The sequence below is a fragment of the Aquibium microcysteis genome (assembly GCF_014495845.1).
GTDB lineage: Bacteria > Pseudomonadota > Alphaproteobacteria > Rhizobiales > Rhizobiaceae > Aquibium > Aquibium microcysteis.
The window spans coordinates 3778099-3793040 of the sequence record NZ_CP061080.1 but is presented as its reverse complement, the minus strand read 5'-3'; the positions used below and the strand labels follow the sequence as shown (position 1 = coordinate 3793040).

The 14942-nt window shown below is 68.0% G+C and carries 16 protein-coding genes and 1 pseudogene; 8 read left to right on the top strand and 9 right to left on the bottom strand.

The features are described 5' to 3' along the window. The 4 genes from IAI54_RS17650 to IAI54_RS17635 all read right to left on the bottom strand — a co-directional run bounded on the left by IAI54_RS17650 (position 1) and on the right by IAI54_RS17635 (position 3478). Complete coding sequence (locus IAI54_RS17650; RefSeq protein WP_187968436.1) at positions 1 to 189, bottom strand: hypothetical protein; 189 nt, start codon at positions 187 to 189, stop codon at positions 1 to 3. Beyond that, on the bottom strand, positions 186 to 1121 hold the full coding sequence (locus IAI54_RS17645) for a carbohydrate ABC transporter permease (RefSeq protein ID WP_187968435.1): 936 nt from the start codon (positions 1119 to 1121) through the stop codon (positions 186 to 188). The genes IAI54_RS17650 and IAI54_RS17645 overlap by 4 nt, the downstream gene beginning before the upstream one ends. Next, positions 1118 to 2065 (bottom strand): carbohydrate ABC transporter permease, encoded by a 948-nt coding sequence (locus tag IAI54_RS17640; protein ID WP_187968434.1) that lies wholly within the window; start codon positions 2063 to 2065, stop codon positions 1118 to 1120. Before IAI54_RS17640 ends, IAI54_RS17645 begins: the two co-directional genes overlap by 4 nt. Before the next feature lie 87 nt (positions 2066 to 2152). Continuing rightward, on the bottom strand, positions 2153 to 3478 hold the full coding sequence (locus tag IAI54_RS17635) for an ABC transporter substrate-binding protein (RefSeq protein WP_187968433.1): 1326 nt from the start codon (positions 3476 to 3478) through the stop codon (positions 2153 to 2155). A 303-nt stretch (positions 3479 to 3781) separates the two neighbouring features. On the opposite strand from IAI54_RS17635, the gene IAI54_RS17630 reads away from it, so the two are divergent. Then, positions 3782 to 4768 (top strand): type 2 periplasmic-binding domain-containing protein, encoded by a 987-nt coding sequence (locus tag IAI54_RS17630; protein ID WP_187968432.1) that lies wholly within the window; start codon positions 3782 to 3784, stop codon positions 4766 to 4768. 18 nt (positions 4769 to 4786) lie between these two features. Beyond that, complete coding sequence (locus IAI54_RS17625) at positions 4787 to 6730, top strand: tripartite tricarboxylate transporter permease (RefSeq protein ID WP_235679086.1); 1944 nt, start codon at positions 4787 to 4789, stop codon at positions 6728 to 6730. Here the strand turns inward: IAI54_RS17625 and IAI54_RS29320 are convergent. Then, positions 6716 to 7015: an AMP-binding enzyme gene (locus IAI54_RS29320; protein WP_420838308.1), complete on the bottom strand. Its 300-nt coding sequence runs from the start codon at positions 7013 to 7015 to the stop codon at positions 6716 to 6718. The genes IAI54_RS17625 and IAI54_RS29320 overlap by 15 nt on opposite strands. 145 nt (positions 7016 to 7160) lie before the next feature. Next, positions 7161 to 8189, bottom strand: a pseudogene (locus IAI54_RS17620) (AMP-binding protein); the annotation flags it as partial. 254 nt (positions 8190 to 8443) lie between these two features. On the opposite strand from IAI54_RS17620, the gene IAI54_RS17615 reads away from it, so the two are divergent. The 3 genes from IAI54_RS17615 (at position 8444) to IAI54_RS17605 (ending at position 10651) form a co-directional block, all read left to right on the top strand. After that, complete coding sequence (locus tag IAI54_RS17615; protein ID WP_187968430.1) at positions 8444 to 9391, top strand: 3-hydroxyacyl-CoA dehydrogenase; 948 nt, start codon at positions 8444 to 8446, stop codon at positions 9389 to 9391. A 176-nt stretch (positions 9392 to 9567) separates the two neighbouring features. Beyond that, positions 9568 to 9720, top strand: coding sequence for a hypothetical protein (locus IAI54_RS17610; RefSeq protein WP_187968429.1), 153 nt, complete (start codon positions 9568 to 9570; stop codon positions 9718 to 9720). Between the two features lie 94 nt (positions 9721 to 9814). After that, the gene (locus IAI54_RS17605) at positions 9815 to 10651 is read left to right on the top strand and encodes an extensin-like domain-containing protein (protein ID WP_187968428.1); all 837 of its coding nucleotides are present in this window, start codon (positions 9815 to 9817) and stop codon (positions 10649 to 10651) included. A 66-nt stretch (positions 10652 to 10717) separates the two neighbouring features. Here the strand turns inward: IAI54_RS17605 and IAI54_RS17600 are convergent, their stop codons facing one another. From IAI54_RS17600 to IAI54_RS17595, 3 genes are all read right to left on the bottom strand, one after another. Beyond that, positions 10718 to 11752 carry an aspartate-semialdehyde dehydrogenase gene (locus tag IAI54_RS17600; RefSeq protein ID WP_187968427.1) on the bottom strand — a complete coding sequence of 345 codons (1035 nt, stop codon included), beginning with the start codon at positions 11750 to 11752 and terminating at the stop codon, positions 10718 to 10720. A 107-nt stretch (positions 11753 to 11859) separates the two neighbouring features. Beyond that, positions 11860 to 11985 carry a hypothetical protein gene (locus tag IAI54_RS29160; RefSeq protein ID WP_275403579.1) on the bottom strand — a complete coding sequence of 42 codons (126 nt, stop codon included), beginning with the start codon at positions 11983 to 11985 and terminating at the stop codon, positions 11860 to 11862. 53 nt (positions 11986 to 12038) lie between these two features. Next, the gene (locus IAI54_RS17595) at positions 12039 to 12956 is read right to left on the bottom strand and encodes a phosphatase PAP2 family protein (RefSeq protein ID WP_187968426.1); all 918 of its coding nucleotides are present in this window, start codon (positions 12954 to 12956) and stop codon (positions 12039 to 12041) included. Between the two features lie 234 nt (positions 12957 to 13190). On the opposite strand from IAI54_RS17595, the gene IAI54_RS17590 reads away from it, so the two are divergent. The 3 genes from IAI54_RS17590 to IAI54_RS17580 all read left to right on the top strand — a co-directional run bounded on the left by IAI54_RS17590 (position 13191) and on the right by IAI54_RS17580 (position 14897). Beyond that, positions 13191 to 13535, top strand: coding sequence for a DUF6152 family protein (locus IAI54_RS17590; RefSeq protein ID WP_235679419.1), 345 nt, complete (start codon positions 13191 to 13193; stop codon positions 13533 to 13535). A gap of 31 nt (positions 13536 to 13566) precedes the next feature. Further along, positions 13567 to 14055: a hypothetical protein gene (locus IAI54_RS17585; protein WP_235679085.1), complete on the top strand. Its 489-nt coding sequence runs from the start codon at positions 13567 to 13569 to the stop codon at positions 14053 to 14055. A 74-nt stretch (positions 14056 to 14129) separates the two neighbouring features. Beyond that, entirely contained in the window at positions 14130 to 14897 is a 768-nt protein-coding gene (locus tag IAI54_RS17580) for a DUF805 domain-containing protein (RefSeq protein ID WP_187968425.1), read from the top strand. Positions 14898 to 14942: the final 45 nt, after the last annotated feature.

Sequence of the window (14942 nt, the reverse complement as noted above, 5' to 3'; positions counted from 1 at the left end):
CTACTCCGGAAAATGGCTGACGACGATGAACATCACCGTGCCGGTCAGCGTCACAGCGAAGGACCAGGTGAAGGCCGCAAGCGCGAAGGGCTGCATCAGCATGACGACTCCGGCCGCGATCAGCACGGTTGCGACCGTTTCCCACGGACCCCGCCGCAGGCGGAGCAGGCCCCCCAGGAAGCGTCTCATTTGCGCACCGCGCCGAAGGTGATGCCGCGCAGGAGGTGCTTGCGCAGGAGGATGGTGAAGACCATGACCGGCACCAGGAACAGCGTCGCGCCCGCCGCCACCGCCGGCCAGTCCTTGCCGACGCCGATGATGGTGGGGATGAAGGGCGGCGCGGTCTGCGCCGTTCCCGAGGTCAGGAGCACGGCGAAGGCGTATTCGTTCCAGGCGAAGATCAGGCAGAAGATGGCGGTCGAGGCGATGCCGGTCGTCGCCTGCGGCAGCACCACCTTGGAGAAGGCCTGGAAGCGCGTGTAGCCGTCGATCAGCGCCGCCTCCTCGTACTCGACGGGAATCTCGTCGATGAAGCCCTTCAGCAGCCAGACCGAGAGCGACAGGTTCACGGCCGTGTAGAGCAGGATCATGCCGAGATGCGTGTCCGACAGGCCGAGCTGGCGGTACATCAGGAAGATCGGGATCGCGACCGCGATCGGCGGCATCATGCGCGTCGACAGGATGAAGAACATCAGATCGTCCTTCAGAGGCACCCTGAAGCGCGAGAAGGCATAGGCCGCGAGCGTGCCGAGGAAGATCGACAGGAAGGTCGAGCCGAAACCGATGATCACCGAATTGAGGAAGCGCTCGCCGTAGCGGCTGGGACCCGAGATCACCATGTCGTACTGGCGCACGATGGCGTCGTACCAGGTCTGAGGCGGGCCGAGCTGGGCCAGCGTCTCCGGCGTCGCCCGCGAGCGGGTGGTGAACAGGTTGACGTAGCCTTCCAGCGTCGGCTCGTAGATCAGCTTCGGCGGGTAGGCGATGGCGTCGCCGGGCGACTTGAAGCCGGTGGCGATGATCCAGGCCAGCGGCATGATCGTGACCAGCGCATAACCCACGACCAGGATGCCGGCGACCCACTTTTGCAGCCGGGACGGTTCGGTGACGGAATGGTTCATCGTTCCTTCACCTTGTTCAGGGCCTTCACGTAGATCGAGGCGAGGCCGAAGACCGTCACGAACAGGATGATGGCATAGGCGGAGGAGTAGCCCGTGCGCCACTTCTCGAAGGCCTCGCGCTTGAGGTTTATCGAGGTCAGTTCCGTGACGCTGCCCGGGCCGCCGCCGGTGAGCTGCACCACGAGGTCGAACATCTTGAAGTTCTCGATGCCGCGGAACAGCACGGCCAGCATCAGGAACGGCAGCACCATCGGGATGGTGATGGTCCAGAACTGGCGCCAGCGCGAGGCCCGGTCCACCTCCGCCGCCTCGTAGATGTAGTCGGGGATCGAGCGCAGGCCGGCGAGGCAGATCAGCATCACGAAGGGCGTCCACATCCAGGTGTCGACGATGACGATCGACCAGGGAGCGAGCCTGACGTCGCCGATCATCGAGAAGGAGGCCGGGTCGACGCCCGAGACGAAGGCCACCACGTAGTTGAACAGCCCGATCTGCGGCTGGTAGAGGAAGGTCCAGAAATTGCCCACCACGGCGGGCGAGAGCATCATGGGCAGGACGATGATCGTCGTCCACAGGTCGTTGCCCCTGAACTTCTTGTTGATCAGGTAGGCGAGTGAGAAGCCGATCAGCACCTGCAGCACGAGCGTCCAGATCAGGAAATGCGCCGTCGCCTGCATCGAGTTCCAGATGTCGGGATCGGTGAGGATGCGCTCGTAGTTGCGCAGCCCCACCCATTCGATCGCCTCGTTGGCCCGGTTGGCGCGGTAGTTCGTCAGGCTCAGCCGGATTGTCCAGATCAGCGGGAAGATGTTGATGGCGAGCAGCAGCAGGATGGTCGGGACGATGAAGACGAAGGCCAGCGTCCGGTCGGAGAGGCCGGCGATCCGGCGCCGCAACCTGGCGGGCGCCGTCGCCGTTCCGCGGCTGGTGTTGTCGTCCGTCATGGCGCCGGGCCTGCGAGGTGAGATGTCGGTCGGCCCGGGCGGAGCCTTTCGGATCCCGCCCGGGAACTGTCCTGCGGACGAGCGTCTCTAGAGCTTGCCGTCGTCCTCGAAGGTCTCGGTCCAGTCGGCCACGAGCCCGTCGAGCGCCTCCTTGGCCGTGCCGTTGCCGGCGACGACATAGTCGTGGAAGCGGCGCTGGCTGGCCTGCAGCAGCGTGGCGTAGCTCGGCTCGGCCCAGAAGTCCTTCACGATCGCCATGGAGTCGAGGAAGGTCTGCGCGTAGGGCTGGCTCTGCGGGAATTCGGGCGCCAGCGTCACCGCCTTGAGGCACGAGAAGCCGCCCATCTCCCACCACTTGGCCTGCACGGCGGGCTGGGCGAACCACTTGATGTATTCCAGCGCCGCCTCCTGCTTCTCCGAATAGGAGACGACCGAGATGCCCTGGCCGCCGAGTTGTGCGAACTGCTCGCCATCGGGACCTGCCGGATTGACGAAGTAACCGGTCTTGCCGCCGCCGACACTGGCGTCGCTCTCGAAGCCCGGCCAGGTGAAGGCGAAGTTCATCTGCAGCGCGACCTGGCCCGACTTGAAGGCGTCGATGCCTTCCGACATGTAGCCGTTGGACGAGCCGGGCGGCGTGCAGCAGTCGTAGAGCGCCTTGTAGTATTCGAGGCCCGCCACCGCGCCCGGCCCGTTGACGAAGCCTTCCATGTCGTAGGGCTTGTCCGGGTTCTCGTACTTGAAGCCGAAGGAGTAGAGCACGTCCATGGCGCCCATGGTGATGCCTTCGGAGCCGCGCTCGGTGTAGATCGATGCGCCGTAGACGGTCTTGCCGTCGACCTCCCGGCCCTGGAAGAACTCGGCGATGTCCTTCAGCTCGGCGAAGGTCTTCGGCACCCCGAGGTCGCGGCCGTACTTCTCCTTGAACGCCGCCTGGAGTTCCGGCTTCTCGAACCAGTCCTTGCGGTAGGTCCAGCCGACGACGTCGCCGAAGGCGGGCAGGGCCCAGTAATTGGGCGTGTTCTTCGGCCATTCCGAATAGCCGGTCACGGTGGCGTCGATGAAGTCGCTCATCTTGATGCCGTTGGCATCGAAGAAGTCGTTGAGCTTGACGTAATGGCCGTTCTCGGCGGAGCCGCCGATCCACTGGCTGTCGCCGATCATCAGGTCGCAGAGCTTGCCGCCGGAGTTCAGCTCGTTGAGCATGCGGTCGGCGAAATTGGGCCACGGCACGAATTCGAACTTCATCGTGTGGCCCGACTGCGCCTCGAACTCCTTCGACAGTTCCACCAGTGCGTTCGCCGGGTCCCAGGCGGCCCAGCACAGGGTGAGGTCGGCGGCCTGCGCGTTCGTCGCAGTCAGGGCAGCCGTAATCGACAAGGCGGCTGTGGCCGCCAGATGGGCACGTCTCATGATGATCCTCCCGTATGGGCGCCGAGCGCCGACGTAAGGGAAGCTAGATGAGGTACGTACCTCATGTCAATCGTCCTCCGAGACGATCCCTCGGGCGCGCAGCCGGAAGAAGGCATGGAACCTGCCCGGCCGCGGCACGGATGCTCCGTCACCGGCGCCGCCGCGTTCCTTCGGTCCCTGTGCTTGCGGCGCGTGGGAAGGACGGTCTAGGGTGTCACGGGGTCGTGCGCCATCAAACGAGGCGTGGCGTGGCCGTCGCGGCCTGACGCCCGCCGCGGCAGAGGGCGTGGGGAGGGAACGACGATGCTGCGACGGTTTGCGCGCATGATGGGCACGATGGCTCTCGCCGCGGTGCTCGCGGCGCCGGTCCTTGCCGGCGAGACCATGACGCTGAAGATCGGCTATCCGCCCGGCGGAGGCTTCGACCTCTCCGGCCGGCTGTTCGCGCGCCATTTCGGCCGGTTCATCGAAGGGAATCCGACGGTCGTCGTGCAGAACGTTCCGGGCGGGGGCAGTCTCAAGCTGACGGAGATGATGCTGGAGTCCGAGCCCGGCGACGGCACGGTCGTCGGCATGATCAGCCCTACCATGGCCACGGCGCCGCTTCTCGACCCCGGCCTGCAGCATCTGAGAGCCTCCGAGATCCGCTGGATCGGCGGGCTCAGGAACGAGGCCTCTGTCTGTTTCACCGGGAAGAACAGCGGTATCGAGACCGTGGACGATTTCCGCACGAAGGACATCCTGATCGGCGCGTCCGGCAAGGCCAGCACCACCTACATGCACGCGGCGCTCGTCAAGACCCTGCTCGGCGCGAACTTCACCATCGTCACGGGCTTCCAAGGCATAAGCGACATCGATGCGGCGATCCAGCGGGGCGAGATCGCGGGCCGCTGCAGCGCGTCCTACTCCTCGCTGCCGGCGCTGGGACTGACGGACATCGTCAACGTCATCGTCTCGGTCGTCTCGGACGATGCGACGAAGGCGGCAGGCATACCGGAGTTGTCGGACTTCGCGGCATCGCAGCTCGATCGCGATGCCGCGGATATCGTCACCGGGACGCTGAGGTTCCATCAGCCGGTCATGCTACCGTTCTCCGCCGCGCCGGAGATCGTCGATGACTACCGCGCCGCCTTCGACAGGATGGTGGCCGATCCGGAGTTTCTGGCCGATGCCGAGAGGACGAAGGCGGAGATCGCGCCCACGTCGGGCAGGCGGATCGACGAGATCGTCGCGACGTTCTACGCCCAGCCGCCCGAAACGGTTGCAAGAGCCCGCGACATGATCCGCTAGCGGCCACGGAAAGGCCCCGTGGTGGACGTCGTCATGATGGCGCTCGCCGAGATGCTGGAGCCCCTGCGGCTGGCGATGCTGCTCGTCGGCGTCTGCGCGGGGCTCGTCATCGGCGTGATTCCAGGCATCGGCGGTCTGTTCGGCCTGGCCCTGCTGATCCCGCTGTCCTTCGGTCTCGATTCCTATTCGGCGATCGCGCTGCTGCTCGGCATGTCCTCGGTGACGACGACGTCGGATACGATCCCGGCCGTGCTGATCGGCGTGCCGGGAACGGTCGGATCGATGGCGACGGTCGTCGACGGGCACGCGCTGGCGAAACGCAACGAGGCTGGGCGCGCGCTCGGCGCCGCCTATTCGGCATCCCTCCTCGGCGGCCTGTTCGGCGCGTTCGTCCTGGCGGTCAGCCTGCCGCTCCTTCAGCCGCTGCTGCTCATGCTGCGCACACCCGACTTCCTGGCGATCACCTTGCTCGGCCTCTCGCTCGTCGCCCTGCTGGTCGGCCGCGATCCGCTCAAGGGCTTCGCGGCGGCCGGCGGCGGTCTCATCCTCTCCTTCGTCGGCGTGGACGACCAGACCGCCGCGCACCGCTGGACCTTCGGACAGGTCTACCTCTGGGACGGCCTGCCGCTCGGTGCGCTTTTCCTCGGGCTCTTCGGCATTCCCGAGGTGGCATCGCTGATGTCGAGACAGGCCATCGCCGACCGCGGTGCCGCGGTCGGCGGCGGCGTCACCGACGGCATCCTGAACACACTGCGCGAGTGGCGGCTGGTGCTGCAATGCAGCGGCATCGGCGCGCTCCTGGGCGCTCTTCCGGGTGTCGGCCTCTCGGTCGTGAGCTGGATTGCCTACGGCTTCGCCAGGCGCCACCGCGGCGACGGCCCGGCGTTCGGCGAAGGCAACATCCGCGGCGTCATCGGCCCCGAGAGCGCCAACAATGCCAACGAAGGCGGCTCCCTCATCCCGACCATCGCGCTCGGCATTCCGGGCGGCGCTGGCACGGCGCTGCTGCTCGGCGCGCTCATCGTGCATGGCGTCGTACCCGGCCCACACATGCTGGAGGCCAATGCCTCGGTCACGGTCGCCATGATCTTCAGCCTCGCGATGGCCAACGTCATCGGGGCGGGAATCTGCCTCGCGCTCTCCAATCCTCTTTCCAGAATTGCCACGGTCGGCTCGCACATCATCGGGCCGATCGCCCTCGTCTTCGTCATCCTGGGCGCCTTCCAGTCCTCCGCCGGCGTCGGAGACGTGGTGGTGCTGGCATGCTTCGGCGTCGTGGGCATCCTGATGAAGGCCCGCGGCTGGCCGCGGCCGGCGCTCGCGCTGGGATTCGTGCTCGGCGAACTGGTCGAGCGCAACTTCTTCCTGTCCTGGCAGATCTTCGGCTGGTCGACCTTCCTGCGGCCGAGCTTCGTGCTCGTCGCCCTGCTTCTCGCCGGCCAGATCCTCTGGCATCTCCTCGGCCGCGGCAGGCGGGGGGACATCCGGCCGTCATCGCCGCCGGCGAGCATCCCGAACGCCGCCGTGGTGTTCTCGGTCGCGGGCTTCGTGCTCGTGACGGCGCGCGACCTGCCGGCCGAAGCGGCCCTGTTCCCGTCGGCCACGGCGGTCTTCCTTCTCTTCGTGGGCGTGGTCATGCTGGTCGGGGCGCTGGTCCGGCACCGTGCACGCGCCGATGGCGGCGCCCCGGCACCAGAGCCGCCGGATCCGGTCCTGACGCGGGAGGGTGTCGCGGTCGTGATGGGCGTGCCGATCTTCCTCGCCGGATTGTTTGTCGTCGGGCCGCTGGTTTCGAGCGGTCTGCTCGTAGCCGCGACGATGCGGCGAGGAGGCGAGAGCCTCGCGCGCGCCACCGTGGGCGGCCTCATGGTCGCGCTCGTCGTCCACCTGATCTTCGACCGGCTGATCTCGACGCCCTGGCCGCGCAGCCTGCTCGGAGCGGTCTCCTCAGGCGTCTTCTGAGAACATCGCCGCCACCGCCGAGCGCATCAGCTTGCCGCCGGCATTGTATGGCAGACTCCTGACGATCCGGATGATGCGCGGTCGCCTTTCGGGGGCGAGGTTGTTGATGCAGAAGGCGCGGATCTCCTGCTCTCCGACGCCGCTGCACACGATCGCGGCGACGATCTCCTGGCCGTAGATCGCATGGTCGATCCCGGCCACGGCGACCTCCGTCACCGCGGGGTGCCGCGCGAGGACGGCCTCGATCTCCTGCGGCGCGACGTTGACGCCGCCACGGATGATCATGTCCGCGTCCCGGCCGACGATCGTCAGGAAGCCGTCGTCGTCGAGGATGCCGATGTCCGGCGATCCCCCAGTCCGCACCACGCTGCTCGCGGCCCCCGGGCGGAGCGTCCGCAGGTTCGATCGTCTCGTCGCTGATGTTGGGCGTGATGACCTTGATAAGCCCGGCCTGCCGGCCCGGCAGTCGCCTGCCCGTCGCAGTGTCGACGATCTCGACCCGCACCCCGCTGATCGGGCGCCCGACGGTCTCCGGCCGCTTCAGGACGTCTTCGCCCGACAGCATCGTCACCGTCCCGGTCAGATTGGACGAGTAGGCCATCCGGTAACCGCGCGTGAGGTAGCGGTAGGCGGCGATCTTGTCCTCCGGCAGGGCCGGACCGCCGGTGCTGCGCAGCGTCCTGAGATGCGGGAAATACGGTTGCGGGCGCACGCCGATCGCCCGAACCATCGTGGCAATGATGCTCGGCGGCAGCGCCGTTCCAGAGGCGCGGGTCGCCGACAGCGTTTCGATGAGTTCCCCTGCCGAAGCCATCGGCGGCGTGAAGTGGATACGCCCGCCGCCGATCAGGTAGTTCAGCACCCGCACGCGTGTCGCCGAGATCGAGAGGCTCATCGGCGCGAGGAGCAGATCCTCCGGCCATCTGAGCGGCTCTATCCCGTGTCCCATCCGTCCCATGACCATCGCATGGCTCTGCAGGTAGATCTTCGGCGATCCGGTCGTCCCCGACGAGAGTGCGCAAAGCGCGAACGAGTTCTGCGGGTTCACGACGGCGGCGAAGTCCATCCAGGGTGCGGGTCGGCGCCACGTCTCGTCGAAGGGGACCCACGGATAATCATCGGGCGTCTTCGGCATGCGCCGTCCCTCGACGGAGAGCGTCGCGCCGATCCGCCTGGCGACGGCCGATCGCTGGGTACCGGGCGTCCGGAAGTCCATCATCAGCACGCAGGCGCCGACCATCCAGCTGCCGATCAGTCCGGCGAGCAGGTCGACATTCGACTGCAGGTAGAGAACGACACGGCTGTCCTGTCCGCAGCCGTGAGCCTTCAGAGCGTTGGCGAAGCCGGCCGACCCGGCCAGCAGCCCGCCTGCGCTCAGTTCCGCCTCGCCGGAGACGACCGGGCGATCGGGATCTGCGGCCAGTGCATCGACGACTGCCTTCGCGACGGCGCCCAGCATCGGAAACTCCTGCGAACGGGTCCTGAACGGTCGGTTCCGGCGCACCCATATCGCCATGGTTGCCGCAAGGCAACGAAAGGGGCGGCAGACGTCGACCGCGTGCAGCGACCGCAGCCTTGCGACGCTCGCGCCGCGATCCCTCCGGCCGCCGCCCGGGCGCTTCCATCACGACCATGGATTCGCCGCGCCCTTGCCGTTCCCCGTCGACAGCACCGCTCGCCTGCGATAACCGGAGGCTCCTCAGGAGGACATTCATGGCAAAGGTTGCAATCATCGGCAGCGGCTTCATCGGGCGCGCATGGGCGATCAGTTTCGCGCGGGCGGGCAACGAGGTGGCGATGTGGGATCAGGTCGCGGCGGCGACGGAGGGCGCCCGCGGCTTCATCGAGGGCGTGCTCGGCGACCTCGAGGCCAACGACCTCCTGCGCGGGCAGTCGCCCGAGGCGGTGCTGGCACGGATCTCCGTCACCGCAGACATCGGCGAGGCCTTGGCCGGCGCCGTCCATGTCCAGGAGAACACGCCCGAAAAACGGGACGTCAAGCGCGAGGTGTTCTCGCTGATCGACGGCCTGGCAGGCGCGGATGCCGTGATTGCGAGTTCCACCTCCGCGCTTCTCCCCTCGAGCTTCACCGAGCATCTCGCCGGGCGCCACCGCTGCCTCGTCGTCCATCCGCTCAACCCGCCCTATCTCATCCCGGCGGCGGAGGTGGTGCCTGCACCCTGGACCTCGCCCGAGACGGTCGAGCGCACGCGCGCGCTGCTCGTGGCCGCCGGACACGCGCCTCTGGTGATGAAGCGCGAGCTCGACGGCTTCATCATGAACCGGCTGCAGGGCGCGCTGCTCGAAGAGGCCTTCCGGCTCGTCGCCGACGGTTACGCCAGCATCGAGGACGTCGATATCGGTATCCGCGACGGGCTCGCCCTGCGCTGGTCCTTCATGGGACCCTTCGAGACCATCGACCTCAACGCGCCGGCCGGCGTCCGCGACTATGTCGCGCGCTACCAGGGCATCTACGAGACCATGTTCCACCAGATGCAGCGCCGGGTGGACTGGGCCGGTCCCGTGCTGGAGACGGTCGAGGCCGATCGTCGCGCGAAGCTGCCGGCCGACCGGCTGGCGGAGCGCCAGGTCTGGCGTGACCGCCGGCTGATGGCGCTGGCAGCCCACAAGCGCCGCTCGGACGACGACATCGGCACCTGAGCGGCGGAGAGGGAAGGCGGGCAGCCCGGCCGCGCCCGCCAGTCCGCACAATGCCCGCTCCCCGGCGGAAATAGTGACGCGATCCCGAGACTTCCGGCCCTTTGCGACAAGCAATGGTTAATCCTCATGCCGCAAGGTCGGCGGTCAGGCCGGGGATCGTCGGAGGAGACCGTCGCATGACCAAGAACATCGGCTGGGAACCCGCAAGGTCGGCCCCGCCGCCGGAAAGGCCGCTGAAGGGTTTCGGTCGCAGGATCGTCGACCTGTCGCTGCCGCTGCTGCTCGTGATCGCGTCCTACTGGATCGGCAGCACCTTCTTCGGCTTCTGAGCTCCGCACGCGCTGTCCTCGGCCGGGCGCCCAGGGGGGAGCCAATGTCGGCGCCGCGCGTTAGGGTCGTCCAGCAGTTCGAGGGGCGACGGCCATGAGGTTTCCGCGACGGCTCATCCTTCTTCCCGCCGTCGTCCTGCTGGCGGCCGCGGTCGATCTGCCGGACGAAGCGCCGCTGCCGGTCGCGCCGCCGCGGACGGATGCTGCGGCATCGCCGGCAGAGCCGGACGGGAGCGCCGACCCGCGCCCATCGGGCCGGAGCGACGGCTCGGGCGCTCCGGCCGATCCGGATCGTGCGAAGGACGACGAGGCGCCGGCCCCTCCCGAAAAAAAGCCCGACCCGATCGCCGATGCGCCACCGCCGGAGCCGTTGCCGGAGGCCGAGATCGCCGCCTGCGAGGCCGAACTCACCCGGCTGGGCGCCGTCTTCATGCGGCTCGATCCCGTGGAGGGGGAGGGCGGCTGCGGCGTGCCGCAGCCCTACGACTTGCCCGAACCGGCGCCGGGTGTGACGCTCGAGCCCGACACGCAGCTCACATGTCCCGCTGCCCTCGCCACCGCGCGCTGGGTGCGTGACGTCGTCCAGCCTTCCGCCCGCGCGCTCGGTGACGAAGTGACGCTATCGGGCATCACGCATGCCTCGACCTATGTCTGCCGCGGCCGCAACGGTCAGCCGGGCGCGAAGATTTCGGAGCACGCGAAAGGAAACGCCGTCGATATCGCGCGCTTCACGTTCGAGGGCCACGAACCGCTCGCGATCGTGCCCCGCCAGGGCAAGGGCGACATCGAGGAGGCGTTCCAGCGCGCGGTGCAGGCCGGCGCCTGCCTGCACTTCACCACCGTGCTCGGACCCGGGTCGGACGCCTTCCACGACGACCACCTGCATCTCGACATGGCCGGGCGCCGCGGGGGCTACCGTCTGTGCCAATAGCGTCCGCCGTACGCCCTCCCCCTCGCGAACGACGGGGGAGAGGCATTCCTGCGGGGGGCTGGCGGCTCAGGCCGCCTTCTTCTTCGGCTGGATCAGGCCGCGCGCGACCAGCAGTTCGGCGATCTGGACCGCGTTGAGGGCAGCACCCTTGCGCAGATTGTCGGAGACGATCCACAGCGACAAGCCGTTCTCGACGGTGATGTCCTCGCGGATGCGCGAGATGTATGTCGCGTCCTCGCCGGCCGATTCGAGCGGGGTGATGTAGCCGCCGTCCTCATGCTTGTCGATCACCTGGCAGCCGGGCGCCTCGCGCAGGATGTCACGCGCCTGATCGGCGGAGATCGGCTTCTCGAACTCGACGTTGACGGCCTCCGAGTGGCCGATGAACACCGGCACGCGCACGCAGGTCGCGGTGAGCTTGATCTTCGGGTCGAGCATCTTCTTCGTCTCGGCCATCATCTTCCACTCTTCCTTGGTGTAGCCGTCCTCCATGAAGACGTCGATGTGGGGGATGACGTTGAACGCGATGCGCTTGGTGAACTTCTTGTTTTCCACCGGGTCGGCCACGTAGACCGCTCGGGTCTGCGTGAACAGTTCGTCCATGCCGTCCTTGCCCGCGCCCGAGACCGACTGGTAGGTGGCCACGACGACGCGGGTGATGGTGGCGGCGTCGTGCAGCGGCTTCAGCGCGACGAGCATCTGGGCGGTCGAGCAGTTCGGATTGGCGATGATGTTCTTCCGGGTGAAGCCGGTGATGGCGTCCGGGTTCACTTCCGGCACGATCAGCGGCACGTCCTGATCGTATCGCCAGGCACTGGAGTTATCGATAACGACGCAGCCCTGGCGGCCGATCTTCGGCGAATACTCCTTCGAGACCGCGCCGCCGGCCGACATCAGGCAGATGTCGGTGTCGGAGAAGTCGTAGGTGGCGAGGTCCTTCACCTTCAGCGTCCTGTCGCCGTAGGACACCTCCGTGCCGACCGAACGGCGGGAGGCCAGCGCGACGATCTCGTCCGCTGGAAAGCCGCGCTCGTCGAGAATGTTGAGCATCTCGCGCCCGACATTGCCGGTCGCACCGGCGACTGCGATCTTGAAACCCATCTTGGAAACTCCTGTCCCTCTCCTCTCGCCTGGATTGGTGAACCCGCTGGCCGCGGCGGGTTTCTCCCCGGGCCGGACCCGGGAGAGGGGCGAGCAGGCCGAGGTGGTCAGACCGTGGCGGTCGTCGTTTTGGCCGGGGTTTTCGGGGAGGAGACGCGCGCGCCCATGCGGCCGAAGCCGGCGAGGAAGCCGGTCGTGCCGAAGGAAAGGAAAGCCATGGTCAGGCCGCGCATGTCATGCTCCGCAGAACGTGCCGCTCATAGCCACAACCGTACCGCAAAGTCAATCAGACCATGTCGTATCGCTTGCCTGCGATGCGATGCGCCTGCATCTCGGTCCGGTGGACGATGTGCCGGAAGGCGCGGTGTGCGGCCAGGGGCAGGAGGTGGAACGAACGTCGCCGCAGCGGCAGCCTCCCCTCGGGCAGGAGGAACACCAGACCCGCCTTGCCGAAGCGGATCGCCACCCAGTAGGAAAACCAGCCGCCGATCAGGAGGCCGGCCACCACGTCGCTCGGATGGTGCGCGCCGACGACGATGCGCGAAAAGCCGAACCACAGGGCGGCCAGGATCGCGGCCAGCCGCAGGCGCGGAAACAGGATCGCCGCGCAGAAGCAGACCGCCCCCACGGTGGTGGCATGGCCCGACGGGAAGCTGAGATAGGCTGCGTCGAGGGTGAAGGGATCGAAGTGGAAGGCGCCGAGTTCGCCGGCGAGCTTCGGCCTTGCGCGGCCGAACATCTGTTTCAGCACCGTCGTCAGCAGGCCGGACCCGGCGATCGAGAGAAACGCATACCAGGCGGCGGCCGTGGCGTTGAACAGATGGAGGCGCGCGCGGCGGGAAAAGGCCGGCCAGTCCACCGTCGCGGTCCACACCAGGAAGAGTGCGAGCGGGATCAGATAGGGCCCGGACAGCCCGAAATCGGTGATCATGCGGCCAAACCCGTAGGCGGGGCTGCGCCACTCGCGCGGCAGCGCAGCGAAGACGGGATCGAAATAGGCGGCCGCCAGCGCGATGAGGGCGATCGATACCACCGCGAAGCGCCGCCAGGGCTCGTGACGGCCCCGCAGTGCGGTGCGGGCATCCAGACGGCGGCGGGCGAAGCGAAAGGCCGATGGCGCGTTGAAGGCCAGCAGCGTCAGGCGCTCCGAGGTCGCCTGCCTCAGCCGCTCTATCCGTGCCGAGGCCGACTCACGTGAAATCATGTCTGAAGGCTCCCTGCCGCCGCCCGAGCGCATCGCACCCGAATCCGGCCGATCTAGCGATGCCACGGGCGAGTTGCAAACCGGCGGCCGCGGCGGGTGGTCGATCCCATCATCAACCCGGCGTGATTTGACGCTGCGGACGAGCGCCCCATGTTCAGGATCGACGGAGACCAGCTGGAAGGAACGCCGATGATCGGGATGTCGTCTCGACGCTTTCGCGGCTTCGCGGCCGCCATGACGGTCGCGCTGCTCACGCCCGCGGTCGCGCTGGCCCATCACGGCTGGTCGTGGACGCAGGACGGCTTGTTCCAGCTGAAAGGCGTCATCGCCGGGATCTCCATCGGCAATCCGCACGCCACGATCGATGTCGACGTCGACGGCACGATCTGGCGCGTGGAACTGGCGCCGCCGTCGCGTACCACCGCCGCCGGCTTCACCGAAGAGGTCGCGCACGTGGGCGACGAGGTCACCGCGATCGGCAACCGTTCGCAGGACGCGGGCGAGAACCGCATGAAGGCGGTGCGCGTCATCGTCGGAGGACGGACCTTCGACGTCTACCCCTCCCGCGCGCCGTCCTGACGGCGGCTCGGCCGACGCTGCGCCGGCCGCCGTGGACACCACGCCGCTCCTGGACCTGCTCCGAGCGATCGAAGTGCTCGCGCCTGCCGCCGCATTGCGCGCCTCCTTCGTCGCCTACCCGCTGGTGAACGCGCTGCATATCCTGTCGCTCGGCGTTCTCGTGTCGACAGCAGGGCTGATGGATCTGCGCATTTTAGGCTTCTTCTCCCGCTTCGACGGCCGGCTCTTCGTCGCCGCGCTGCGGCCGCTGGCGCTCGCAGCCTTTGCCGGCGCGGTCGCGACGGGGCTGGCGCTGTTTTCGATCCGGGCCAGCGAATACGCCTTCAACCCCGCCTTCCAGGTCAAGCTCGCGCTGATCGCCCTGCCCGGGCTCAACCTCGCGATGATCCTGCGCGCCGGTCGCCGCCGCGCCGCGACACAGCGCGAGGGCTTCTCCGGCGCCGAGCGTCTGTCGGCGGCCCTCTCGCTGATGCTGTGGCCGGCCATTCTCGTCGCCGGGCGCTTCATCGGCTTCGTCTGAACGGCGGCCGCGATTGACAGGACCCGCCTCGCGCCCGATCCTCGCCCGAGGATCAGGCAGCGGACGAGGGGCCGGTGAAGGGGGACGTTCTCTATTTCGACGCCGAGCGCGGCATCGGCTTCGCAAGCGGCGACGACGGCAACCGCTACCATTTCGACCGCGCCGACCTGCCGGCAGGCTTTTCGCCGCAGAAGGGCATGCGCATCGCCTTCACGCCATCGGGCAACCGCGCCGGCGCCATCGTGCCGCAGGGCGGCATCGCCGCCGCGCCGCAGACCGCCGTACCGGCGGCCCCCGCTGCCGCGGGGCCGACACAGGCGGTCGCCGGGCGTCAGGCACGGCCGGCCGGCGCCGTTCCTCCGGTCGAAGCCGCGCCGACCCGCGCAGTGCCGTCGGTCGCGGCCGCGCCGGCTCCCGGAGCGCCTCTCGCCGGTGCCCGGCCGCTCTCGCTCTTCGGCCATTTCCGGTCCTGCGTGACCGCCGGCTACGTCCGCTTCCGGGGCCGCGCGACCCGAAGGGAATACTGGGGCTTCGTGCTCTTTTCCGTGCTTGCCGTGCTGGCCGTCGCGCTCGCCGCCCTCATCCTCGACGCCTCCGTCGGGAATCTGGACCGCGACGAGCCGATCGCGCTTGCGATCCTGGCGCCGCTCGCCGTGCTGGCGCTGGTCCTGCCGTCGGTCGCCGTCACGGTGCGGCGCATCCATGATGTCGGCCTTTCGGGCTGGTTCGTGCTGCTCGGGCTGATCCCGAGCGTCGGCAGCCTGATCATCCTGGTCTTTGCGCTGATCCCATCGCAGAAGCGTCCGAACCGGTGGGGAGAGGTGCCGGCCGACGTTCTCTGAGGCACGGACGCACCCGTTCGGCCGCTCCCGGGAAAGCAAAAGGCC

Excerpts from the sequence above, each read along its gene's own strand:
- IAI54_RS17650 (WP_187968436.1), bottom strand. The coding sequence starts at position 189 with ATGAGACGCTTCCTGGGGGGCCTGCTCCGCCTGCGGCGGGGTCCGTGG.
- IAI54_RS17645 (WP_187968435.1), bottom strand. The coding sequence starts at position 1,121 with ATGAACCATTCCGTCACCGAACCGTCCCGGCTGCAAAAGTGGGTCGCC.
- IAI54_RS17640 (WP_187968434.1), bottom strand. The coding sequence starts at position 2,065 with ATGACGGACGACAACACCAGCCGCGGAACGGCGACGGCGCCCGCCAGG.
- IAI54_RS17635 (WP_187968433.1), bottom strand. The coding sequence starts at position 3,478 with ATGAGACGTGCCCATCTGGCGGCCACAGCCGCCTTGTCGATTACGGCT.
- IAI54_RS17630 (WP_187968432.1), top strand. The coding sequence starts at position 3,782 with ATGCTGCGACGGTTTGCGCGCATGATGGGCACGATGGCTCTCGCCGCG.
- IAI54_RS29320 (WP_420838308.1), bottom strand. The coding sequence starts at position 7,015 with ATGATCATCCGTGGCGGCGTCAACGTCGCGCCGCAGGAGATCGAGGCC.
- IAI54_RS17615 (WP_187968430.1), top strand. The coding sequence starts at position 8,444 with ATGGCAAAGGTTGCAATCATCGGCAGCGGCTTCATCGGGCGCGCATGG.
- IAI54_RS17610 (WP_187968429.1), top strand. The coding sequence starts at position 9,568 with ATGACCAAGAACATCGGCTGGGAACCCGCAAGGTCGGCCCCGCCGCCG.
- IAI54_RS17605 (WP_187968428.1), top strand. The coding sequence starts at position 9,815 with ATGAGGTTTCCGCGACGGCTCATCCTTCTTCCCGCCGTCGTCCTGCTG.
- IAI54_RS17600 (WP_187968427.1), bottom strand. The coding sequence starts at position 11,752 with ATGGGTTTCAAGATCGCAGTCGCCGGTGCGACCGGCAATGTCGGGCGC.
- IAI54_RS29160 (WP_275403579.1), bottom strand. The coding sequence starts at position 11,985 with ATGCGCGGCCTGACCATGGCTTTCCTTTCCTTCGGCACGACCGGCTTC.
- IAI54_RS17595 (WP_187968426.1), bottom strand. The coding sequence starts at position 12,956 with ATGATTTCACGTGAGTCGGCCTCGGCACGGATAGAGCGGCTGAGGCAG.
- IAI54_RS17590 (WP_235679419.1), top strand. The coding sequence starts at position 13,191 with ATGACGGTCGCGCTGCTCACGCCCGCGGTCGCGCTGGCCCATCACGGC.